The sequence below is a fragment of the Desulforegula conservatrix Mb1Pa genome (assembly GCF_000426225.1).
GTDB lineage: Bacteria > Desulfobacterota > Desulfobacteria > Desulfobacterales > Desulforegulaceae > Desulforegula > Desulforegula conservatrix.
This window is the reverse complement of sequence record NZ_AUEY01000035.1, coordinates 14,911-39,705: the sequence shown is the minus strand read 5'-3', so window position 1 is coordinate 39,705 and position 24,795 is coordinate 14,911. Positions and strand designations below refer to the sequence as shown.

The 24,795-nt window shown below is 41.6% G+C and carries 17 protein-coding genes; 5 read left to right on the top strand and 12 right to left on the bottom strand.

Features of this window, described 5'->3' with window-relative positions; all coding sequences use genetic code 11:
- A partial coding sequence (locus tag K245_RS27295) for a transposase (protein ID WP_027359600.1) occupies positions 1–219 on the bottom strand: 219 nt, incomplete at its 3' end.
- A 231-nt stretch (positions 220–450) separates the two neighbouring features.
- Here K245_RS27295 and K245_RS0112890 point away from each other — a divergent pair.
- Together K245_RS0112890 and K245_RS0112885 are read left to right on the top strand one after the other, a co-directional pair.
- Positions 451–1,698 (top strand): BaiN/RdsA family NAD(P)/FAD-dependent oxidoreductase, encoded by a 1,248-nt coding sequence (locus K245_RS0112890; protein ID WP_027359599.1) that lies wholly within the window; start codon positions 451–453, stop codon positions 1,696–1,698.
- A gap of 324 nt (positions 1,699–2,022) precedes the next feature.
- Complete coding sequence (locus K245_RS0112885; RefSeq protein WP_027359598.1) at positions 2,023–3,648, top strand: NAD(P)/FAD-dependent oxidoreductase; 1,626 nt, start codon at positions 2,023–2,025, stop codon at positions 3,646–3,648.
- 266 nt (positions 3,649–3,914) lie between these two features.
- Here the strand turns inward: K245_RS0112885 and K245_RS0112875 are convergent, their stop codons facing one another.
- On the bottom strand, positions 3,915–4,658 hold the full coding sequence (locus tag K245_RS0112875) for a transporter substrate-binding domain-containing protein (protein ID WP_027359597.1): 744 nt from the start codon (positions 4,656–4,658) through the stop codon (positions 3,915–3,917).
- A 637-nt stretch (positions 4,659–5,295) separates the two neighbouring features.
- Between K245_RS0112875 and K245_RS24375 the strand changes: the two genes are divergently transcribed.
- Positions 5,296–7,302 carry a methyl-accepting chemotaxis protein gene (locus tag K245_RS24375; protein ID WP_051284105.1) on the top strand — a complete coding sequence of 669 codons (2,007 nt, stop codon included), beginning with the start codon at positions 5,296–5,298 and terminating at the stop codon, positions 7,300–7,302.
- Positions 7,303–7,534: 232 nt separating this feature from the next.
- Here K245_RS24375 and trhA read toward each other — a convergent pair whose 3' ends face one another.
- The 8 genes from trhA to K245_RS0112815 all read right to left on the bottom strand — a co-directional run bounded on the left by trhA (position 7,535) and on the right by K245_RS0112815 (position 17,011).
- Positions 7,535–8,155 carry a PAQR family membrane homeostasis protein TrhA gene (trhA, locus tag K245_RS0112855; RefSeq protein WP_027359594.1) on the bottom strand — a complete coding sequence of 207 codons (621 nt, stop codon included), beginning with the start codon at positions 8,153–8,155 and terminating at the stop codon, positions 7,535–7,537.
- Between the two features lie 199 nt (positions 8,156–8,354).
- The gene (locus K245_RS0112850) at positions 8,355–9,353 is read right to left on the bottom strand and encodes a methyltransferase (protein ID WP_027359593.1); all 999 of its coding nucleotides are present in this window, start codon (positions 9,351–9,353) and stop codon (positions 8,355–8,357) included.
- A 42-nt stretch (positions 9,354–9,395) separates the two neighbouring features.
- Positions 9,396–9,893: a PaaI family thioesterase gene (locus tag K245_RS26675; RefSeq protein WP_051284104.1), complete on the bottom strand. Its 498-nt coding sequence runs from the start codon at positions 9,891–9,893 to the stop codon at positions 9,396–9,398.
- 493 nt (positions 9,894–10,386) lie between these two features.
- Positions 10,387–11,460 carry a 3-isopropylmalate dehydrogenase gene (leuB, locus tag K245_RS0112835; protein WP_027359592.1) on the bottom strand — a complete coding sequence of 358 codons (1,074 nt, stop codon included), beginning with the start codon at positions 11,458–11,460 and terminating at the stop codon, positions 10,387–10,389.
- Between the two features lie 57 nt (positions 11,461–11,517).
- Positions 11,518–12,282: a hypothetical protein gene (locus K245_RS0112830; RefSeq protein ID WP_027359591.1), complete on the bottom strand. Its 765-nt coding sequence runs from the start codon at positions 12,280–12,282 to the stop codon at positions 11,518–11,520.
- 26 nt (positions 12,283–12,308) lie between these two features.
- Positions 12,309–13,487, bottom strand: a complete 1,179-nt coding sequence (locus K245_RS0112825) for a THUMP domain-containing class I SAM-dependent RNA methyltransferase (protein WP_156906789.1) — start codon at positions 13,485–13,487, stop codon at positions 12,309–12,311.
- 154 nt (positions 13,488–13,641) lie between these two features.
- On the bottom strand, positions 13,642–14,643 hold the full coding sequence (locus K245_RS0112820) for a GGDEF domain-containing response regulator (RefSeq protein ID WP_051284103.1): 1,002 nt from the start codon (positions 14,641–14,643) through the stop codon (positions 13,642–13,644).
- Entirely contained in the window at positions 14,627–17,011 is a 2,385-nt protein-coding gene (locus K245_RS0112815; protein ID WP_027359588.1) for a PAS domain S-box protein, read from the bottom strand. The genes K245_RS0112820 and K245_RS0112815 overlap by 17 nt, the downstream gene beginning before the upstream one ends.
- A 475-nt stretch (positions 17,012–17,486) precedes the next feature.
- On the opposite strand from K245_RS0112815, the gene K245_RS0112805 reads away from it, so the two are divergent.
- Both K245_RS0112805 and K245_RS0112795 read left to right on the top strand, forming a co-directional pair.
- Positions 17,487–18,353 carry a DegV family protein gene (locus K245_RS0112805; RefSeq protein ID WP_027359586.1) on the top strand — a complete coding sequence of 289 codons (867 nt, stop codon included), beginning with the start codon at positions 17,487–17,489 and terminating at the stop codon, positions 18,351–18,353.
- A gap of 642 nt (positions 18,354–18,995) precedes the next feature.
- Positions 18,996–19,592, top strand: a complete 597-nt coding sequence (locus K245_RS0112795; RefSeq protein WP_027359585.1) for a tyrosine-type recombinase/integrase — start codon at positions 18,996–18,998, stop codon at positions 19,590–19,592.
- A 189-nt stretch (positions 19,593–19,781) separates the two neighbouring features.
- Here K245_RS0112795 and K245_RS0112790 read toward each other — a convergent pair whose 3' ends face one another.
- Together K245_RS0112790 and K245_RS26670 are read right to left on the bottom strand one after the other, a co-directional pair.
- Complete coding sequence (locus K245_RS0112790) at positions 19,782–20,882, bottom strand: response regulator (RefSeq protein WP_027359584.1); 1,101 nt, start codon at positions 20,880–20,882, stop codon at positions 19,782–19,784.
- Positions 20,869–24,372 carry a hybrid sensor histidine kinase/response regulator gene (locus K245_RS26670; protein ID WP_051284102.1) on the bottom strand — a complete coding sequence of 1,168 codons (3,504 nt, stop codon included), beginning with the start codon at positions 24,370–24,372 and terminating at the stop codon, positions 20,869–20,871. Before K245_RS26670 ends, K245_RS0112790 begins: the two co-directional genes overlap by 14 nt.
- Positions 24,373–24,795 lie beyond the last annotated feature (423 nt).

Genomic DNA, 24,795 nt, shown 5'->3' with positions numbered 1-24,795 from the left:
TCCGGCTTTTACCGACGCCTGATGGTGACACTTGTGGCATTGGTACAGATCTCTTGATTTGAGCTCACAAAATTTCGAACCGCCACAATTCGGACAACGAAAACCATGCGGCCATCTAAGTCTGAATAATGAGTCTTGGCACTTATCTTCGGTCCCATATTCGGACAGGAATTCGTGAATACTCTTTCCTTTTTGAAATTGGATCATATTTTTTGCCATGCTACACCTCCATCATATCTGGATAATCTTTCACATGCCTTAAGATAAGCATGGCGGAGTAAAAATCGTAATCAAAAAAAGGAATAGATCATCAAAAGCGGATTCTGAAGCTCCGGTTTATTTCAGAAAGCTTTGAATCTTTTTTAATGGAATAAGGTCTTGCTTCATTCTCTGGTCGGGGGTAAGACCCTGAGGCACAATAAGAGCCAAGACTTATAAGGATCAAAGAAAATGAAGGCACGAAAAGTAATTGTCATAGGTGGCGGGCCGGCAGGGCTTATGGCGGCGGGACAGGCTTCTGACGCTGGAGCCGATACATTTCTGTTTGAAAAAATGAAAAGAACAGGCCTCAAGCTTTGTATTACTGGTAAGGGGCGCTGCAATATCACAAATATAGCCGAAATATCCGACTTTATTTCCCATTTTGGCAAAACGGGCCCTTTTCTCAGGCAAGCTTTTGCCAGGTTTTTCAACACCGATCTCATGGAGTTTTTCAATAAACTGGGACTGGAGCTGGTAACTGAAAGAGGCGGTAGGGTTTTTCCTGCAAGCGGAAAAGCGCCGGAAGTTCATAGCGTTCTTCTTCAGTGGGCTAAAAGATCCGGGGTTCGAATTATTCATTCATCTCCTGTTGATAAAATATTGATACAAAATGAATGCCTCACCGGGATTGTTTCTCAAGGAAAGGAAATCCTATGTGATGCCGTTGTTCTTGCTACAGGAGGAGCCTCTTATCCTGCTACAGGTTCAACTGGAGACGGCTACAGGCTTTCAGAAACAGCAGGGCATAAAATAATCCCGGTTCACCAGGCTCTTGTCCCGCTTGAAACATCAGGAAACGAAACAAAGCAAATGGCTGGACTCAATCTTAGAAATGTCAAAACCCAAATGTTTATTAATGGTAAAAAGAAAAGAGAAGCATTTGGTGAGGTCGTGTTTACCGATTTCGGGGTGACCGGCCCCTCAATACTTACCATGAGCGGCGAAGTAGTTGAAAATTTGATCAAAGGGCATAAAATTACCCTTGCCATTGATCTAAAACCAGCTCTTGATGAAAGCAAGCTTGATTCACGTCTTTTGCGCGATATTGTTACCAATGGCAAGAAGCCAATAGGCGATCTTCTGCGCGGCCTGATTCCTCAGGAAATGATTCCTGTTTGTCTGGCCTTCATAGATATACCATCAGACCGCTTGTCCAACAACATTTCAGCGGCAGAACGTAAGCGTCTCAGAGCCTGGCTCAAAGATTTACGGCTGGAAGTAACCGGATACAGACCTTTCGCCGAGGCAATTATTACGGCAGGAGGAATAGACATTCGGGAGATTGACCCAAGAACAATGGAGTCCAAGAAAATAAAGGGCCTATTCTTTGCAGGCGAGCTGCTCGATATTCAGGGGCATACAGGTGGATACAATCTGCAGGCAGCATTTTCAACCGGATGGTTGGCAGGCCGGAGCGCCGCGCAGGCATCTGAATAACCACAAAGCTAACAAAAAATGAATGGATTTATTTGACTTCATTTCTTCGAGAAATTATTAATCGGACAATAGCTCAAACAAGCCATTAGTAATATGTTCTCATTAAATATGATGGTCCATCAAAAAGTCAGAAAAGGCATCAGCATCATGCCTGGATTGATCCGGCATCTTGGTATTTTAGATACTTTTGGACTCCGGCTCCCTTTTTTCACCGGGACAGGCCCATCCTGAATGACGTAAATCTATTTTTTTACAATATTGTCAAATATAAACAGCAAGTTGCATGTTCAACTTGAATCAAGGGTCAAATTATTCGGTAATATCATGCTTAGATTAACAGAAATAAGACTCCCAATAAGCCATAGCGAAGCCGACATCCGCGGGGAAATCATTAAATACCTTGCAATACCGGAAAACGATCTCATCAGCTACACGATTTTCCGGCGAGGGGTTGATGCGCGGAAATCCCACGCCATCGTTTTTACCTATACCATTGATCTTGATGTTGCGAATGAAGCCGAGATTCTATCTCGATTCAAAAACGATCCGCGTCTGAGAACAGCTCCTGATATGTCCTATCATTTTGTGGCCCGAGCTCCAGAAAATCAGGTCTACACCCGGCCAGTCATTATTGGCATGGGGCCATCCGGCCTTTTTGCCGGTCTGATACTTGCTCAGGCCGGTTTTAGGCCGATAATTTTGGAACGTGGCAAGGCCGTGAGGGAACGTACTAAAGACACATTTGATTTGTGGCGTAAAGGTATCCTTGATCCTGAATCAAATGTCCAGTTTGGAGAAGGAGGGGCCGGCACATTTTCCGATGGGAAGCTGCACACCCAAATCAAGGATCGAAAGCATTACGGTAGGAAGGTGCTTGATGAATTGGTCAAGGCCGGTGGCCCCCCGGAAATCATGTATGTTAGCAAGCCCCATATCGGGACTTATAAACTTGTTGGTATATTGGAAAAGATGCGCGCCAATATCCTGTCTTTGGGGGGAGAGATTCGCTTCCGAAGCCGGGTTGATGATATTGATATAAAGGACGGTCAGGTTTGCGGAGTTGTTCTGGCAAGCGGTGAGCGCATTGCCACTGATCATCTGATAGTTGCCATTGGTCATAGTGCCCGCGACACATTTGAAATGCTTCACCATAGAGGTATTTATATTGAGGCGAAGTCATTTTCCATGGGTTTTCGCATCGAGCATCCCCAGTCCTTAATTGATCGTGGTCGCTATGGCAAAAACGCCGGAAATCCTCTGCTTGGCGCAGCCGACTACAAGCTCGTTCATCACGCCCAAAATGGCCGTTCTGTATACAGCTTTTGTATGTGTCCGGGGGGGACCGTGGTTGCATCAACTTCTGAATTGGGCCGGGTAGTGACCAATGGAATGAGCCAGTATTCTCGTAAAGAGCGAAACGCCAACAGCGCCATTGTGGTGGGGATTTCGCCGGATGATTACCCGGACGGCCCTCTGGCAGGTATTGAATTTCAACGTTTCTGGGAGTCCAGGGCTTTTGAGCTTGGCGGCGGCAATTATCATGCTCCAGGACAACTGGTGGGCGATTTTCTTGCTGGACGGCCCTCAACAGCTTTTGGTTCTGTACAGCCATCCTACACCCCTGGCGTCAAGCTCTGTGATCTTGGAAACGCCCTGCCTGAATATGCAATCATTGCCATCCGTGAGGCTCTGCCAGCTTTTGCCAAGCAGATCAAGGATTTCGATCTGGCCGATGCCGTGCTCACCGGGGTGGAATCACGCACCTCATCGCCTGTCTGTATCAAGCGTAATACCGATGATCTGCAGAGTATCAATACCCGTGGATTCTATCCGACTGGCGAAGGCGCTGGCTATGCCGGCGGGATACTCTCATCGGCCGTGGATGGTATAAAGGTTGCCGAGGCCGTGTCCTTAAGTATAGTTAAATCGGCGTACGAATTTAATGTGTAACCATTCACCAGGCGTGCGAAGCCTGCTTAATTATTGACAAGGTCGCAAAAAGTCAAAAATAGCGTCAGCGTCATGCCTGGCTTGATCTGGCATCCAGTTATTCCAGATACTTCTGGATTCAGGCCTGCGCCGGAATGACGGTAATCCGACTTTTTGCGAGTCCATCAATTATTCATCAAGGTCGCTTTTTGAAAAAAGCTCCGAAAAAACTTTCTGTATTATTGTGATTTTGTATTTCTTTTTGGTTCGGTTCCCCAATATGTTGATCACTGAATAAACCATTTTTTATAAAGCCTGTCTATTTCGCCTTCTGCAATTAGCTCATGAAGGGTCTTGTCAAGGATCCCAATAAGATCCGTATTTTTCTTTTTTACGGCAATCGCAACCGGTGAACCAGGATCCGGACTGTCAAGTATCCTGACATGCAGCCCTATTTGCTTTGCAAGATAATATCCTACAGCCTCAGGCATTATGGCTGCTTTTGTCCTTCCTTCATAAAGAAGTTTCATGGATTCTTCCTTGCTTGCGGTCTGTATTATTCTTATTTTTTGTTTGATACCCTGTTTTTCCCATAGTATTTCCACAAAAGAATGTCTATCTCCTGTGATGAACTGATCATATAGATCCCGGATATGTTTTATGTCTTTATTGTCTGCTCGTATGAAAACGACATCATGCCGTATATAGTATTCTTTTGAAAACTCGAAAAAGGGCTTTCTTGATTCATTTATTTCCATACCTACAATGAGATCAATTTCCCCTAATCTGAGCAGGGCAACAATATCATCCCATTTATCCTGCATGAACCTGAACTTCATATTCATTCTGTTTAAAACCAGTCGTGCAACATCGGCATCAAAACCCGTAACAATGCCGTTTTTTTGAAACTGATAAGGCGGATAACCGGTTGCAATTCCGCAGATCAACTCATTCGGGGAAACTGGCTCTGGAATTGAAATCAGAAAGCAGACAGATAAAAGCAAAATTATGGTGTCCACAGCTTTTTTCATAGGCTCTGTTTCCTTAAATGTGGAAAGTTTTATATACTCATCAATGTCACAGCTTGAACATTTGAAATGAGTCAGGTCATTTGAAAGGCAAGCCTGTTGTTGCATCATTACTGGAAAACCCTTTTGAAAAAGGGTTTTCCAGACCTTTCCCAAAACTTTTATGGTTTTTTTATTACGAGTTGAGAATATATGTTTTTAAAGCAAAAGAATCCATAACCGAAAAGTTTTTGCCAAGCTTTTTTCAAAAAACGATCTTTGATCTTTCATTTAACAGAAGATTTCAAATTATGACGATGTGAAGTATAGGTTGCTTCGATGGCAATATAATATTTTGATAAAAGATTAGCTTTCACAGAGAGTATATAAATTTTCTATATGCTTTTTCTTTGCATATTGACAGAGTGTCTTTTTATAAGATTCTTTTATTAAAGAGTAATTAAACAATTTTATATGGATTTTGAAATTAAAATATTCTAAACTATAAGAAATTAAAAATAACTGATTTTTTCCTTACTCCCCAACAAAAAACTCCAGAGCAATCATCAAGCAATAACAAGAAATGCACTGGCCCTGCTTTTTTAATCAAGTGACATATCAAGAAACGTTCTTTTTTAGGACATAATCAAAGGTGAGAAGCATGAAACTATCCATCAAAACAAAACTTGTAATGGCATTTTCAGCATCAATTATTGTTCCGGTTGCCCTTATGTGCGTTTTTCTTGGCTATAGTATACTTCAAAAATCCACGGATAGATTCATCCTTTCAACACAGAACGAGCTAAGGCAGGTTAATGCGGCAATCAACATATTTTTTCAGGAAGCCGGATACAATGTCATCAGGCTTGCAGATCATGACGTTATGCAGGAAGCTGACGATACTCTTCCTAATTACTCCAAAAGCACTGAAAAAATAAAGGATAATTATGCGTCAATTGGCGGGGTGACTGCAAAAATCAATAAGGTACTTGCAAGTGTGGATGCCGCACATCCAGGATATGTCGAAGTTTTCATGGGTACCGAAATCGGAGGTTTTATTTCATCCTTGGAGTCTGAAATGCCGGCTGGATACGATCCACGGAAAAGGCCGTGGTATACAAAGGCAATTCAGACCGGAGCAAAGACCACACTTTCAGATGCTTATCTTTCAACGACAGGAGACGTAACAATCTCAATAGTTTCGCCTATAAAATCAAAAAAGGATTCGAAGCTTATTGGTATGACCGGAATTGATATCTCTCTGAAAGGTCTCACTGATATAGTCGACAAAATCAAAATGGGAGAAAGTGGATATGTGATGCTCGTTCAGAATGACGGCACGATTTTGGCCAATCCAAAGGATAGAGATACTCTTTTCAAGAAACTTGGAGAGTTAGGTGACGAAGGAATGAAAAAATTAGGATTGGCAACTGACAGGGTCGAGTTCGAAATAAAGGGTGAAAAATGGATAGCTGGGATTTACACCTCACCAGAGCTTGGCTGGAAATTCATGGGACTCATTCCAAAAGATGAACTCATGCACGATTTTTATGCAATGCTTAAAATCATGATAGCTGTTTCAGTAATAGTTTTTTTGATTTTTATAAGTCTTGCGGCCTGGATTTCTGGCTCAATTGCTTCACCTATAGTTACAGCTACTGAAATGCTGAAAGATATTGCCCAGGGTGAAGGTGATCTTACAAAAAGAATTAGAGTCAAAACAAACGATGAAGTCGGTGAAATGGCAAAATGGTTTAATCTGTTCATTGAAAATCTCAAAAATATAATTGCGGATGTGTCAAAAAGCACGAGTCTGGTCAATCACGCATCGGACGGGCTGCTAAAAATAGCTGGCGAGCTTGCTTTGACATCAAAAAACACCTCTGAAAAATCAGCAACTGTTGCAGCTGCGGCTGAAGAAACAGGAGTAAGCATAAATTCTGTCGCTAATGCTTCTGAAGAGGCCACTTCAAATATAAATATTGTGGCTACGGCAGCAGAGGAAATGACTTCGACAATCAACGAAATAGCCAAGAATTCTGAAAAAGCCCGGAGCATTTCAGAATCGGCTGTTATGAAATCCGTCAACGCTTCTAAAAAAATGGACGCTCTTGGGGATGCGGCAAAAGATATCAGCAAGGTTACTGAAACAATTAACGAAATATCTGAACAGACAAATCTTCTTGCTTTGAATGCCACAATAGAAGCGGCAAGGGCAGGCGAGGCCGGCAAAGGATTTGCTGTTGTCGCCAATGAAATAAAGGAACTCGCCCGCCAGACAGCCGAAGCTACAAGGGACATAAGAAGCCGTATTGACGGAATTCAGAAAACAACCGGGGAAACAGTCTCAGAAATTGAGATCGTGTCAAAGGTAATAACCGAAATAGATGAAATTATTTCAACAATAGCAACTTCAATTGAAGAGCAGACAGCTGCCACAAAAGAGATAGCAAGCAATGTGGGACAGGCATTCCATGGTCTTCAGGCTGTGAGCCATAATGTCGTTCAAGGAGCGAGTGTTATAAAAATGATAGCAAAAGACATTGGCATGGTGAACACATCCGCAGGTGAAATGTCGTCCGGAAGCCAGAAAGTTAATACAAGTGCGACAGAACTTAAAAAAATGGCTGAAGAGCTGAACAAGATTGTTAATTCGTTCAAAATATGAGTTGTTGAGTCAAAAAAATCTTTCGAAGCTCCTTGATATCCGTTATCAGGAAAACTATTTTTGAAAAGTTATGTTCCAGTTAAATGCTGACAACGTCGCAAGAAGTCCGATTAACGTTATTCCGGCGCAAGCCGGAATCAAGAAATATCTGAAAGTGCAAAGATGCCGGATCAAGTCTGGCATGACGCTGATGCCTTTTTGCGATCTTGTCAAAATTATATTAAGTAAGGGATTACAATACATAAAAGACGACTGAAAAATAATGGCTGAGGCTTCCAGCCAGTACGAACAAATGCCAGATTCCATGAAAATGCCTTATCTTTTCATCCAGTGCGTAAAAAACTATTCCAAACGTGTAAAAAAGCCCGCCTAAGAGAAGCCAGACAAAACCCATTAGAGGCAAAACCTGCAATAATGGCCTCAAGGCAAAAATAATCAGCCAGCCCATTATTATGTAAATGAAAACAGGCAGGACTCTTACTCCTTTTTGGGGCAGAGAATCCAGAACAATTCCGAGAATTGCCAAAGACCAGACTCCGCCAAAGATTGCCCAGCCCCAGACACCTCGAAGAGTAACTAGGGTAAAGGGAGTATATGTGCCAGCAATCAGGAGATAAATTGCAAGATGATCAAATTTGCGGAAAACATTTTTAGCCTTTCCTTCACGCAGGCTGTGGTAAATGGCTGAAAAGGTATAAAGCAATAAAAGAGAGATTCCATATATACTGAAGCTGACTATCCTCCATGGATCACCCTGATGAGCAGCCAGCACAACCAGCAATATCAGTCCAATGAGAGATAAGGCTGCACCAACCAGGTGGCTGATGCTATTGAACCATTCACCCTTGTACATATTTACCAGCCCCAAAATGCTTCTAAATGTTATTATTTATGGGTTATTTCTGTTCAAAATTTGATGGTCTCGCAAAAAGTCAAAAATGGGCGGTGTCGTTATGTCTGACTTGATCCGGCATCCAGTAATTTCAAAGACTTTTGGATTCCGGCCTGCGCCGGAATGACGGTAATCGGACTTTATGCGGCCTTGTCAAATTTTATTGTTTTATTCCAATCACTATGCCCGAAGGGTTTGGTTCCGGAAGTCTGATGTGCCGAATTTCAGAGATTCCGGCATTTCTTAGCATATCTTGAAGTTCTGCCACACTGTAGGACTGCCCGCCTTCTGTTCCGAGCAGCATATTCAGAGAGAAAAGGGCAGGGAATACAGGTGCTGTCCTGTCATTTTCGAGAATGAATTCATGGATTATGAGAAGGCCGCCTTCATTTAAGGATTTTGATGCTTTTTTTACAAGTTCGCTGCATGCTGAGGGAGATTCCCCGTGAAGAATATGTGACATCCAGACCGCGTCAAATCCTTCCGGAAGAGGGTCTGAAAGGAAATTACCTGCCTCGAAGTCAATTCTTTCGTCCATTTCGAATTTGGTGATCGTTTTTTCTGCAAAAGGTCTTGTTGTCGGCATATCAAAAACAGTCGCTGCAAGATTTGAATTTTTGAGGCAGAAATGAATCGCATATGTTCCTGGGCCACCACCAAGATCAAGAAGACGTCTGCATTTCGAGAGGTCTATGAGTGGGGCAATGACAGGCCCAAGTCTGCTTGCCATGTTGAACATTCCCATGAGGAAGCTTTCGAGTTTTTCATCTTCCTTGTGGCCCAATCTGTCCCTCACCGGATTTCCAGATTTTACTGCTTCATCGAGCCTGACCCATGAGTCCATAATGTAATGATGATGCATTATTATATATCCCATGTAGGACGGTTTATCAGAACAGAGAAAATTCCTTGAAAATTCGGTGTTCATGTATCTTTCGTCAATTTTGGTCAGAAGGCCGAGGGATGTGCATGCATCAAGGAGCATAGAAGTTGCCCTTGGCTCTGAATTTATTTTTGCAGCTATATCGGAAGCACTTTCTGATGAATCTGAAATGGATGTGAAAATTCCAAGCTTCACTGATGCATGTATGGTACATACCTGCCAGTAGCTTCCGGAAAGGGCTGTGAGTTTTTCTGCATTCCAGTCTGAGTAGTTCATTTATGGCTCCATTTAGTGAATCAACCCGAATAAAACGGCATCTTAAAGGGAATTGATAAAACTCATATAGTCCGCATGCATATTGGATATCATGATATTTGTGTTCATTTTTGCCACAAGATCATTCTTTGAGTCCCTCAGCTCTGCGGAAGCATTGATAATGTTGCTGCCTTCCCGGATAATGAAGGCTCTTGCTGTCAGAACATCGCCTGTTTTTGCCACTCCGAGGAAGTCTGTGTGAACATCAATGGATAGAGTTGCTTTTTCATACCCAAGACCTGCGCATACTGTGCCCACGGCATCATCAAGCATTGTGACCTGTATTCCACCGTGAAGATATCCGGCAGGATTTGTCATTTCTGACCTAACCTTATATTCGAGAATTATTTCTCCGCGCACAAATGATATAAGCCTTGCATCAAGCCATCTGGTTACTCCTTTTATCGGAAACTTTGAGAGGGACTCTCCCTTGTAGCTGTTCATGAGATTAATGATCTTGTCGGAAATTTCTTTGGACGGCTTTTTTTTGTGATCAGACATGTTTATTCCGGATGACGTTCAGGTTTGGTGTTATTGAAATAAAATCAAGCTTTTTTAATATAAAAGAAAACAGAGGTGAAAACCGAGCTGATCGCTTGTCATTATAAAAAATCATAAAAATTTTGTGGCTCTGCCTGATTTTCAGTTAAGAAGTGCCTTTTATGGTTAATTTGCCATCAAAAAAGGGTGATGCGTAGGTCGGATTAGGACGCCCTTTATCCGTAATCCGACGTTAAGCAGGGTGCCACCGGATGGTCGCTTTTTGGAAAAAGCTCCGCAAAAACTTTATGATTATGTCAGATGCTTGGAAAATGAATACTTTCGTTATTTTTGTAAATTATTTTTTTCAGATCAGACAATCAAGCTGAAAATAGTGCATAGCCATCTAACATTTTGAGTAGTTTTGGGAACTTTTTTTAAAAAGTTCCCCAAAAATATAGCTCAAAAACGATCTTTTTTCAGATGTTTACGTTTAACTGGAACATAGCCTGTATTAAAGCAGTTCCGCTATGGTGGTTCCCATTTTTTCAGTGCTTACAGCTTTTGATTTGTCAGTGGCTATGTCTGCGGTGAAAATTCCCATTTCAAGAGCCTTGGCAACTGCATTTTCAATAGCGTTGGCTGCTTCTGGAAGATCAAGGCTGTATTTCAGCATCATCGCTGCAGAAAGAATCTGTGCAATCGGGTTTGCTATGCCTTTTCCTGCTATATCAGGAGCAGATCCGCCTGCCGGTTCGTAAAGGCCGAATTTTTTCTCGTTAAGGCTAGCTGAAGGAAGAAGACCCATTGACCCGGTTATCATTGCGCATTCATCAGAGAGGATGTCTCCGAACATGTTTCCGCAGAGGAGCACGTCAAACTGGTGAGGATCTTTAACAAGCTGCATTGCTCCGTTATCGACATACATATGATTCAGTTCGACTTCCGGGTATTCCTTGGCAATCTCTGTTACGACTTCCCTCCAGAGCACCATTGTGGTAAGAACATTGGCCTTGTCTATGGATGTTACTTTTTTTCTCCTGAGCATGGCTGCGTCAAAGGCATTTCTTGTTATTCTCTCTATCTCATACCTTGTGTAAACCATTGTGTCATAGGCTTTTTCTTCAGGGCCGCTTCCTTCTCTCCCTTTTGGCTGACCGAAGTAAATGTCACCTGTGAGTTCCCGCACGCAAAGAATATCAAAGCCGTCACCAACAATGTCTGCTCTGAGTGGGCTTGCTGATGCAAGCTGCTTGAAGATTTTGGCTGGTCTTAAATTGCAGTGCAGTTTGTAAATTTTTCTTAAGGGAAGAAGGGCCGCCCTTTCAGGCTGCTTTTCAGGAGGAAGACTTTCCCATTTGGGGCCGCCGACAGATCCGAATAAAATTGCGTCACTGGCATCACAGACCTTAAGGGTTGATGCAGGAAGAGCTTCGCCTTGGCTATCAATGGCTGCTCCGCCGACGTCAGCGTGTTCATACTCAAGTTTGAAGCTGAATTTTTTCTGGGCCGCGTCAAGAACCTTGATCGCCTCTTTCATTATTTCAGGGCCGATACCATCACCTGGCAAAATCGCTATTTTTTTCACTTTACCGTCCTTATAGCTCGTATTAATTGAATAAGAAGACTTGTCATCTACAAGAGTTCAGTGCTGCTGGGATGAGCCACTGTCGTTTTTTCTGATCAGGGTCTCAGGCAGACTCGGGAAAAAATCCGTATCTGTTTTGTTTGGCAGCATTGGGTTGGAAATGATATTGCCTTTCTGATCTATCACAGTATTGTCATCCATTATTATAATGCCAAGATGCTTTGCCACTTCATGCTTATACTGATGTTTGTACTGCATTGCTGTTTTTTTCAGCTTGTAGGCAAGAAGCATCCATACAAAAGCAAAAACAGTCCCAGCAAAAAGAACTATTCCGAGGGAAACAAGAAGGTATTGGGCAGTGCGCTCTCCTGCACGGCTTATAAATGCCACTATCTCATCTATTTTGTATATGATTCCTGATACAATCCCGAGCAAAAGCAGGCTTATCAGAAAAGGCACCTGCTGTATGGTATTAAGGAATGCCTGGAATTTGGCAAGATAGTTCTTTTCAGACAGTTCAGGGTAAAGTTCCACTGGCTGGTTTACATTTTCGGTTTCACCAAAAAGATATTTGTTGAAACCCATGACAAATATTCCAAGAAGGAATGTAATTGCTACGGGAATAATGAAAGCTGCAAAAAAATAGGTTTTCCAGGGGAAGGGGATCTCTCCAGGTCCTAACTGGGAAATAAAACAAGCTGAAAATATACATAGTTCTATTATTCCTATCAGAATAAGATAATTCTTCAGGAAAACCTTGATCTCCGTAATGTCAAAAAGCGCCGCAACACCTTTTGACGGGCTTTTCTGTTCCTTATCCATCGAATACTCCTGTTTTGTGCTTTTATTTATAGTCTGAATTTTACAAGCCGGCCTTCGAGTCCTCCATTTTTCAGGATGGCGCTCCATTCTCCTTTTACTCCAAAATCCCTAATATATTTTGGTTCTCCAAAATATATATATGCCTCACATCCCCGGCATCTTTCCTTAAGAATTTCTCCAAAAGACTTATAAAACGCCGGCATGTCCTTTTCTTCTCCAAGACGGATTCCATAAGGAGGATTGCAGACTATGACTGAATTTTCTATACATCCGGTCTTCCTGATGTCAAGAATATTCACCTTTACCTTGTCACCACCAGGAAGTAATTCCAGGTTGGTCTTTGTTGCATGAACCGCTTTGCGTAAAACGTCCGAGCCTTCTATGAGAGCAAAAGGCAAAGGCTTTATCGCATCCTGATAATGTTTTTTTATTTCGTACCAGTTGTTTTTTTCAAAATCAGGAAGATACTCAAATCCGAACTGCTTTTTCAGATATGCTGAGGGAATATCCGAGTATTTCATTAAAGCTTCGGAAAGAAGAGTGCCTGAACCGCACATTGGATCATATAGTTTTTTTGTACCGTCCCAGCCGCTCATTTTGATGATTGCTGCCGCAACCGTTTCCTGCATGGGAGCTTCAACGGTTTCTTTTCTGTAGCCTCTTCGGTGAAGGGATCCACAGCCGAGGTCAAGCGAGACAGTTGCAAGTTCTTCATAAATATGCAGGTTGAACCATACATCAGGGGAATCCGGGTTAACATCCGGCCTTATGCCCCCTGTCTCATCCCTGAACCTGTCGCAGATGGCATCTTTAAGCTTGTATGAAGCAAATTTTGAATGTCTTATTTCATCATTTTTACTTACGTTTGCAAATATGGCAAATGTATCATATTCGCTCATAAAATCAGTCCAGCGGATTTTTTTTGATTTTTCATAAAGGTCGTCTGCTGTTGGGCATCTGAAACGTACCAGCGGGGCCAGAATCCTTGACGATAGCCTTGTTCTGTAAACAATACCGTAGAGTGTATCAAGGTCTGCTTCGAAACTGACTCCAAGTCCTACGATTTTTGTGTTTTTTGCACCAAGGGAAATGAGTTCTTCTTCACCCAATTTTCTGACTTCTTCAGGAAACTGGGCAAAATAACGGTTTTCACGCTGGTAGATGTATGCATCTTTCACCCTGGACATTTTTTTTATTACGTTCAAACAACCTCCAAAAATCTAATGGCCATTTTCGGCCCTTGCTTGGGTCTTGATTTTATTTCAGAATCAGGATTTTCATCTTTAATAAGAGCGTTGTGTTCCTGATTCAGAAATTTTTGTTTTCAATGAACTTGAAAAAACACCTTTCGCGCAGGTGCTAATTATCCAGTCGCCAGAATCTGTATGTGTTTCTTCCAGACAACTTTGCCGTATATAACGCCTCGTCCGCATATTCAACAATAAAAACCTTTCCATCCGATCCATCAGTCGAAGCAATCCCCATGCTCACTGTCACGATTCCGCCTATACCCTTGTCATGGGGGATTCTTTCTGTTTCAAAAGCGGCCTGAATTCTTTTTGCAACTTCTTCTGCTCCATGCAAATCCGTCTCAGGAAGAGCCGCAATGAATTCTTCTCCTCCGTATCTTGCCACAAAATCTGTGGGTCTGAGCAGATTGCTTTTTAGTATCATTCCAACTTTCTTAAGGCATTCGTCGCCTTGAAGATGCCCGTAGGTGTCATTGTATAATTTGAAATGGTCGATATCTATCATTATTATTGATAAATTTGTCTGGTTCCTTATTGTCTGCTTTCCCATAGATCTGAATGCTATGTCGAAATGGCGTCTGTTTGGGATACCTGTCAGCCCGTCCAGAAAAGCTATCTCTTTTAATTTTTTATTGGCTTCTTCCAATTTCCCGCTTAACTCAAGAAGCTTTTTTTCCCTTTCTTTTCTAAGATCCATTTCAAATCCGAGTCGTAGCTGGGATTTGATTCTTGCTATCAGTTCCGTTTTTCTTATTGGTTTTGCTATGAAATCATTTGCCCCTGCCTCGAAAGCCTGCTCAAGTATTTTTTGGTCATCACTGGCAGTAATCATTATAATAGGCGTATCCGTATAACTTCCGGATTCCCGTATTTTCTTGATGGCGTTTATGCCGTTAATACCCGGGATTTGATAGTCCATTATTATAAGATCGGCATTTTCAGCCGCTTTGGATTCAGTAATTCCCAAAAAATCAAATGCTTCTGTCGAGTCTTTCAGAAACACGGGGTATACGCCCATAGCATTTGATATATAAACAGAAAGAAGCATCTGTATGTCTGCGTCATCTTCAACGCATGCTATTATCGGGTTTGGTTTATTCAAAGCGAACATTAACCTTTTCCAGGTAATCAGAAAGCTGAACCATCAGCTCTGTAAGTAATAGAGAATTTTTTGCTGTTGCCGCATTCTCAAGTTCCGCCCCAATTTTTGAAACAAAATGAAATCCATAGCTTCCGCCTGTTCCCTTGAGAGAATGCCCCAGAATCAAAATGCTTGCAAAGTCTTTTTCTTCAATAGCTTTGCCTAATTTTATAAGATCCTGCTTGCGGTTTGCGATAAAAAAAGGAATCAGTTCCTCAATGGCCGGATCAGTTACGACAAGATAATCATTGGGAGAGGGTGCAAAATGCTCATTTTGTAATGCCTGTTTATTTTGTATATCCTCATTGTCGTCCGTTATTGAGCTATGGATTTCATTTACAGCATGGCATATGGCATCAAGGATAACGGTTTTCTTGACAGGCTTGGTTACATGCCCTGTGAATCCTGCTTCAATGCTTTTTTTGAGTTCCTCTGATGTTGCAAAGGCGGTGAGGGCTATAAGCGGGATTTCAGTTCTTTTCTCCTCTGCCTCAATTCCCCTGATGAATCTTGCGGCGGTATATCCGTCTAATTCCGGCATCTGTATGTCCATTATGATCAGGTCAAACGATTCCGATTTGAATCTTTCAACGGCCTGGGCCCCGTTTTCAGCAGTTTCGACATCCGCAATATCGGAAATCATCTTTGATATGAGCATCCTGTTGTCTTCAATATCTTCAGCGAGGAGAATCTTTAACCTTTTATCAGGCATTTTGGGGGTCTTGCTGATCTTGGGGCGCAATCTTTTATCTTCCTGGGAGATTCCTGCCGTGCTGCATCTTACTGTAAAAATAAATCTGCTGCCTTCACCCTTTTTACTTTCTGCCCATATTGCTCCGCCCATGAGATTAACGAGTTTTTTTGATATTGTGAGGCCGAGACCTGTTCCTCCGAATTTTCTTGTTATTGATGCGTCTGCCTGGATGAACTCATCAAAGATTCTGTCGATATTTTCGCTGCTTATGCCTATGCCTGTGTCGCTGACGGAAAATTTCAGGTATAAATTGTTTTGATTGCTTTCTGAGAGAAGTACATCAGGATTTACTGTCTCAATTCTGATTGTTACCTCTCCTTTTTCCGTGAATTTTATCGCATTATTAACAAGATTTATGAGTATCTGCCTTATTCTGGCTGGGTCACCCGATAAAACACCCGGAACGTTATCGGATATTTTTGCCTTTAGTTCTATGTTTTTGGATTTTGCCCTGAATTCGTTGAGAAGAATTATATCATTCAATAGAGTGTGCGGTTCGAACTCAATTTTTTCAATATATAGCTGGCCTGCCTCAATTTTTGAAATATCAAGAATACCGCTGACTATCTCAAGAAGCGAGTCACATGCGTTTCTGCATACTTTCAGATATTTGCCCTGATCGTTATCTAGGCTGGTTTCCGACATCAACTCGATTGAACCGAGTATTATATTTAGCGGCGTTCTGAGCTCATGGCTTACAGATGCAACGAATTCGCTTTTGGCCTTGCTTGCCTCTATTGCCTTTTCAGACATTGCATTCGCAGCGGCGATGGCGGATTCGAGTTCCATATTAACCTTGTCTGCACTGTCCTTTGCACTTTTTAATGCCAGCTCGTCCCTGAGCTTTTGGCTTATATCCCTTTTAACGGCAGCATAGCCTGTTATTTCTGCCTTAATATTTTTAATAGGGAATATTGTCGCTTCCTCATCATACAAACCCCCATTTTTTTTTCTGTTTCTAAGGATTCCGTGCCAGTTTCTTCCCGCACTTATTGTGTCCCACATTTTTTTATAGAACTGACTGTCATGCACGCCGCTTTTAAGAATTCCTGGTTTTTCACCCAGGATTTCCAGTGCAGTATATCCGGTTATTCTTTCAAAATAAGGATTTACATAGATTATTCTTGCATCTTTATCACACACAACCACAGACTCATCAACCTGCTCAACAACTGCTGCCAGCTTTCTGATTTCAGCCGCTGCAGAGTTTTGTTCTGTCATATCCCTTATTGTGGCTAAAATTAGAACCTGTCCCGGAACCTCAATTTTTCTTAAGGCCACTTCAACGTCAAAAACTTCACCTGTATGCGGCTTTTGAGCCATCCACGGGAAAATGGCCATTTCACCGTTTACAACCTGTTTCCAGATTTTATTGAGACGATCCTTGCTGTAATTAGGGGCGGTAATATCTTCGTTTAGAGTGATTGTGGGCAGGTCGCTCCTGGTCATGCCGTAAAGATCAAGGGCATTTTTGTTTGCGTCTATTATTTTGCCTTCTGTATCATGGATAATTACTGCATCGTTCACTCCATCAAATATGGTTCTGAATCTTTGGTCATTTTCTCTTATTATAGTTTCAAGCAAGGACTGTCTTTTTTTTGATCTGATGATGACCAAAATACAGATAACAGAACAAAGTAATGTGATTGATAATAATGGCAGGGAAATATTATCCATTGTCCCTCGATGGGGTGATTGCGTTAAAAGAGCCTCAGGTCTTCTTCATCCGAATACAGATTCAGAGCCTGTCCATGATTGTATAAAGTAATAACGTTATGCTTTTTATTGTCAACCCATAAACGATTGAATGAAGTAAAATATCTTGTATTTCAGGTATTTTTGAAAAGTGAGGTTTTCTGGTAAGTGATTTGCCGGTAATTTTTTTATTTGGAGTTGCGTGCTGATGAAAAAATTTGATAAAAAATACGGCATATTTCAAATATAAGTTTAATTTTTTTAAGCTGGCTTCATTTTGTGCTACAGTATTTATTCTAAAAACTTGTGTTGAATTCGGAACGATGTTATTTGTTGAAACAAAACTATTGCTCTAGGAGGATAAATGGCTCAGAAGATAGGCATAGTCACAGACAGTACCGCTGATTTTCCTGATGGAGTTATAGGCCGTCTGGGCTTGAATGTAATACCTGTCCATGTGATTGTTGATGGAATTTCGTATCTTGATGGACATACAATCAGCAACGATGAAGTAAAAAGCTATCTCCTTGAAAACAGGGATGTTTCAACCAGCCCTCCGACTCCTGCGGAATACGCGGATCATTTTGAAAGACTCCTCGGCAAATTTGATATTCTTCTTTCTTTTCATATCTCTGACGCACTCTCAGGCTGTTACAAGAGCGCAAGAAGCGCATTGAATCTTATGGATTCAAAAGATGCGGATAAAATTAAACTCTTTGATACAGGTACCGTAAGTTTTGGTCAGGGACAGTATATCTGCCGGGCCATTGACCTGATCCGCGAGTATAAATCGATCAACGGTCTTGATAAACGCATGTCCGGGTTTCTTGAAAAAAGTGTGGTTAATTTTACGGTCGATAATCTGGCCTGGCTTAGAAAAGGCGGCAGGGTTAGTGCTATGAGCGCTATTGTCGGTGATATGTTTGATATAAAGCCTATAATTGCAATGAAAAATGGCAGACTTGTTCCCGTTGACAGAAAAAGAGGCAAGAAGAACACTTTTAAAGCAATGGCTGAATACGCGTCAAAAACCAGGGAAGGTGAGGCCGGAGGCTTTGATCTTTGGGTCGGGCATTGTAATGCCCTGGATGATGCAGCCTATCTTGCAGGCAAGCTTGCCGGAGCCCTTAATTATCCCATAAACGATATCATAATACTTGAAATCGGGCCTACCATAACAGCCCATACAGGCCCTGGAAGCGTGGGTTGGAGTATGATGCCAAGACTTTAGATTCATGGTCCTGCCTGATTTCCAGTTAAAAAGTTGCCCTGTATATACTCAATCAATGCCACAGCTTGAATATTTGCAATGAGTCAGGCTGTTTGAATGGCAAGCCTGTTGTGCATTATTACTGGAAAACCCTTTTGAAAAAGGGGGTTCCAGACCTTTCCCAAAACTTTTATTGGTTTTTTATCATGAGTTGAGAGCATAGATTTTTCAAGCGAAAGAATCCATAATCGAAAAGTTTTTGCCAAGCTTTTTTCAAAAAGCGACCTTTGACCTTTCGTCTAACAGAAAAGTTCAATTTATGACGATGTGGAGTATAGTTGATGGATTCGCAAAAACTCTAAAATGGCTTAATCGTCATGCCGGATTTGATCCGGCATCTTTGTAATTTCACCCAGTTCTGGATTCCGGTCTGCGCCGGAATGACGGTAATAGGACTTTTTGCGACCTTTCCAGCTTTTAACTGAAACATAGCCTCTTTTAATGTTCCGCCGGAATTTTCTGTTCAGGTTTTTTCATATTATCTTTAATATACTCATCAAGAACTTCAATTAGTCTCTCGTAAAAAATTGGCTTGATTTATGATAAGTTTTATGATTTTTTAATATAAAACTTATCGAGATTTAATAAATAATGGAGGCCAGCATGACAGCAGAGCTTGATGAAAATGATGATATTCAGGGTGGAAGCCAGAAGGTGGAGCCTATAAGAAAAATTAGGGACATCAAGGCAATTAAGGCACTTATAAAAGATAGCCCAAGAAATTCAACCCTTTTTACCCTCGGGATCAACACTAATCTTACTCCGACCGAGCTGGTACATATTAAGGTGGGACAGATCAGGAATGTTAATGTTGGACAGTTGCTCACGGTAACCGATGAAAAAACAGGAAAATCCAGAGGCGTCACCTTAAACAGGATTGCAACCCAGTCAATAAAGAGTCTTCTGGATTCTGCCGAATATGATGACTTCGACTATCTTTTCAGATCCCAGAGGGGCAGGCTTATTGTTCCTTCTGTTCACAGGCTTGTTGCTAAATGGTGTGATGCCGTAAATCTAAAGGGTAATTTCGGATCTCATACACTTAGAAAAACTTGGGGTTATCACCAGCATTTCGCTTTTGGAGTCGAACTTTCAAAATTAGCCCAGTATTTTAATCATGCATCACCTAAACAAACAAAAGAATACCTCTGCATTACAGATGCTGAAGAAGATAAGGATATTTTTCTCAACGAACTATGAAAAAGCATGGTTGGGCTATAAAGATGCGTTGCCAGCTCATCTTTTAAGTTTTTTTGGAGGATCGAGACAATGGGCGTCCACCAAGAATGTACTGGCCTGTGAAAATAAGACATAGCCAGATATAGCTATCTATATAAGAGTTTAGAGTATTTTTTGTGACCACGGTATTTTTTAATGGAGTTCTTTAGGCTATTGTTTCGGTGAGTATTTAAGGGCGATTTGTCTGAAATCTTCAGAAATGGCTTTAAATGCGGACAGGACATATGGGTCAAAATGTTCGGGCATAACCCTGCCGTCTCCTTTTGTTATAATCTCAAGAGCCCTTTCATGGGGTAGGGCAGGCTTGTAAACTCTGGCGCTGATCAGCGCGTCATAAACATCTGCTATTGCCATTATTCTCCCAGGCAATGGTATTTCGATACCTTTAAGACCTTCAGGGTATCCTGTTCCATCCCATTTTTCATGGTGAGAGTAAGCAATTTCCTTTGCGAATCTTAGAAACGAGTTTGTTCCGAGCATTTTTTCGGCTTCCCTTAAAGCATCTCTGCCGTAAACTGTATGCCTTTTCATTTCCTCAAACTCCTCTTTGGTAAGAGGCCCTTCTTTAAGAAGTATATTGTCAGGCACGCCAACCTTGCCGATATCATGGAGGGGCGCTGATTTGTACATCAGCTCGATATTGCTTTTTGTAAGCAATTTAGAGAATTCGATATTGTTTTTTAGGGCTTCTGCGATGGCTTTAACGTAAAATTGAGTTCGTCTTATATGATCTCCCGTATCCATATCCCTTGTTTCTGCCAGAGATGCCATGCACTGGATCGTGACATCCTGGGTAACCATCAGCTCTCTTGTTCTTTCAATTACCTTTTCTTCCAGGATATCGTTCTGCCTTTCAACCGCTTCCTTTGCAAGCTGGAGCAATAGATGGTTTTTTACCCTGGCTTTGACTATGGGAGGACTGAATGGTTTTGTTATATAATCTATGGCTCCGAGTTCCAAACCTTTTTCCTCGTCCACCAGTTCGTTCATGGCCGTCACGAAGATGACAGGTATTTCTGTTGTTCGTTTGTTGGCCTTAAGCCTTCTGCATACTTCGTAGCCATCCATTTCAGGCATCATGATATCAAGGAGAATGACGTCGGGCTGGTTTTCTTTTGCCTGACTGAGTGCTGTTTCACCGTCAAGAGCCACCATTATGTCATATTCGTTTCCAAGTGTCTCAAGAAGGATGTCAATGTTTGAAGCAGTGTCATCAACAACAAGGATGGTGGGCTTTTTAAGTATTTTCATTTTCCTCACCTTCAACTTTTCTTTTTATTCTTTTAAGAACAGAGAGGGCTTCCTTGAGCTGATATTTTTTCAGGAGACTTGCAAATTCTTCCAGCATCGAGGAAATATCATCGGGCCATGTCATGGAGAGAACTGTATCAATATCCTTTACAAGTCCAAAAGGCTTTGACTGGGACAGCGGTTTTTCGATTTTTTCCAGGGCTGCAATAAGGAAATTGATGTCTCCTGTTTCTTTTTCCTGGACAATTAAAGGAGCTTCACTCTTTTCAAACTCGTCAAGGGTCTGCATTGTCTGATCAAGTTCTTTAGTGAAAAGGGCCATGGCATCATCCGGCAGATTGCCTGTTTTTTCAAGAGCTCCATCCAGAAGAACCGACGCATGGTAAAGTCCTTCCGCTGCAAGATTTCCTGAAATACCCTTTATTGTATGGACTATTCTTCTTGTATGCTCGATTTCACCCTGGTTGAATGTCTCCTGTATTGCCTCTGCCGCGTTAAGATATTCTGATCTGAATTTGATAAGCAGTTTTTTATATAAATCAGGATTCCAGCCAGAGCGTTTAAGGCCTTCTTCTGTATTGAATCCCTTAAGGTTTTTCATTGCAGGCTTAACGTCTTTTTCTTCTGATCTAGGATAATTGTCTTTGTTGTTTTCTGATTCGCTTACGCCCCATTTGAAAAGAGTCTCTATGAGGTGTGACGGCTCAATCGGTTTTGGGATATGGTCATTCATCCCTGCCTCGATGGCCTTTTCCCTGTCCCCTGACATTGCGCTGGCTGTCATGGCTATTATTGGTGTTGTAGAGGATTCAGGTAGAGCTCTTATCTGTCTTGATGCTTCATACCCATCCATTACCGGCATCTGGATGTCCATCAGGATTATGTCAAATTTTTCTTGCTTAACAATATTAACGGCATCCTGGCCGTTAAAGGCAAATTTTACTTCTGCGCCAGCTTTTCTAAGGAGTTCAAATCCTAGCTGTCTGTTTACATCATTGTCCTCAACAAGCAGAACCTTAAGCTTTACAGGTAAAGGTTTAATCGTATACCTTCGGGATGTTTCGCTTTTCTTTGTTACAGTTTTACAGAAGATTTTTGTTACAGCTTCAAATACCGAGGAGATTGTAATCGGCTTTTGAATTATTTCATCAATATATTTTTTTTCGTTTTCATTAATTTCCTGACCATATGCGGTGACAAGAACAATTGGCGGCATTTTGGCAGATTTATTGTCCTTGATGACTTTTGAGGCTTCAATGCCATTCATACCAGGCATTTTCCAATCCATCATAACAACATCAAAGGCGCTTCCATCCGAATCTGTGAGAAGTTTGATTCCTTCCTCAGCATTGGTAACCGAGAATGGGGTGATCGAGATGTTTTTTAGGTATTCGCTCAAAATTTCCCTGCTGCCAGGGTGATCATCAACAATAAGAGCCTTTTTACCCTTGATATCGCATATCTGAACAGGAGCAGGATTCTGGTTTTTGGCGATTCCGAGCTTTACCGTAAATGTAAATGTCGACCCTTTTGAATACTCGCTCTCCACCCTGATTTCACCATTCATTAGTTCAACCAGTCTTTTTGTAATGGTAAGTCCTAAACCAGTGCCTCCGTATCTTCTTGTTGTGGATGCGTCAGCCTGGGTAAATGCGTTAAAAAGGTTTTCCAGCTGCTCTTTTGTCATGCCTATGCCTGTATCTGTCACATCAAATAGCAGCCAGATATTATCGTCCAGTTTATCGAGGAATCTTGCATTTACCCTCACAGAGCCCTGTTGGGTGAATTTGAGGCTGTTGCTGAGCAGGTTGAGGAGAATCTGTTCCAGTCTAAGGGGGTCTCCCATCAGAAATATCGGTATTGCAGGGTCAGTCCAGAATATGAGCTCAATACCTTTTTCATAGGCTTTCAGAGCTATTTGGGACGTAAGTTTTCCAAGTATTCCGTCGAGTGTGAATTCAATGGATTCCATACTCATTTTGCCAGCCTCGATCTTTGAAAAATCGAGGATGTCATTGATGATGCCAAGGAGGGAATGGGCTGAATTCTGGATTTTGGTCACATAATCCTTCTGCTGTGGAGTGAGATCGGTCATAAGGGCAAGATGGGACATGCCTATGACCGCATTCATAGGCGTTCTTATTTCATGACTCATGTTTGCGAGGAATTCACTCTTGGCCCTGGTGGCAGCGTCAGCTATTTCCTTGGCGTTTGCCAGTTCGATATTCTTAAGCTCCATCTGGCTTGCAAAAAGATTGAGCTTGTCAGCGTCGTTTTTAAGCTTTGTGTTGGCCTGTTTGATTTTTACATAAGCTTTCTGAAGTTCCTCTGTCCTTTGTTTTACACGTATTTCAAGCTCGTCCTTGGCACATCTCAACGCTTCTTCGGCAAGTTTTCTGTTGGTTATGTCTTCCATTAGCCCTTCAATATAAAGAACATTGCCTTTTTCATCTTTTTCTGAAGTCGCTTTTATTGATGCCCAGATTGGGAGGCCGCTTTTTCTGACGAGTCTTGTTTCAAAATAGCGTGCAGCTTTATGGCTGGTGATCTGTGCAAAAGTATCGACTGCCTCTGATTCTTTTTCATAGATCTGTTTTTTTATGTTTTTTACTGAGCTGATAAGGTCTTCCGGGGAGTCGTAACCAAGGATTGTAGCCATTGAAGGATTTGCTTCTATGAATGTTGTTCCGTCCGCAGATACCCTGAAGATCCCTTCAATGGCGCTTTCAAATATCCCACGATATTTTTTTTCTGATTCGGCCAGGGCTTTTTCAGCCGCAATTTTTTCTTCTATTTCTTTTCTTAAGGCGCCTGTTCGTGAGTTGATCTGCTCACCCATAATATTAACAGCTTCAATAATCTTGTTGATATCCTTATGGGGTACTTCAGGCAGAGCACCTGTGTATTCTTCGCATGCTATTGCCTTGGTCCCTGTTATTAGATTCTGAAGAGGCTCGCTCAGAAGTTTTTTCATCAGAAAATGAGTGGTGATGACAATGAGGGACAAGGCTCCTGTTACAATGCCGCTCAGAATGTAGATCATGAGCTGCATGGTTTTTTTGATTCCGGCTGTTGAAAACCATATCTCTGCATAGCCTATCACTCTTGTTTTTATTTCGGATCTCCGGGATAATATTTCCTTTTTAAGGTAAACTGTGTCTTCTTTACTGGCCGGCTCTCTTTTATAGACAATGGATCCGTCTTCAAGGGTTATTATGATCCCTGTAATATCCGAAGAATCAAGGTATGCTGATGTGACATGGTCGATGATTAGGTAGTCGAGATTCCAGATCGCCGGGCTGAGTACCTCAGATATTTTGCTGCTCACTGATTCCGTTCTTGCCATGAGAGTGCTGTGAAAATTATATGAAAAGTAAAAATAATACAAAGTGCTGGATGAAATGAAAAAAAGGCCGAATACAGCTGTTAATCCTATTATTAGATCGCTTGAAAGGGTTCTTTTGAATATTTTATTAAAAAGATCGGGCATCTATGTAACTCCGTGGACTATTAAAGTCAGCATGAACCGGCGGGCTTTCCAGTTCTTATTCAAGGGGCATTTTTGTTGATGGCGGCGTAAGCTTTGATGGACTCGCAAAAAGTCAGATTTATGTCATTCCGGCGAAGTCCTGAATCCAGAAATATCTGAAAATACAAAGATGCCGGATCAAGTCCGGCATGACTCTGATATTTTTTTTGATTTTTGCAAGTCCTTCAATCATTAATTGTCTGATCAATATATTTGCAGCGCCAATATCCCTCGTTTTTTTGTCATTTTGAGCGCCAAAAGAGAATATGGCAAAATACAATAAGTAAGGTTAATTTGGGGCTATGTTCCAGTTAAATGTTGAAATATGTAGAACAAAATGTTTTTATTTTTTTTCTTGGGAAACTTTCTATAAAAAGCTCCTTA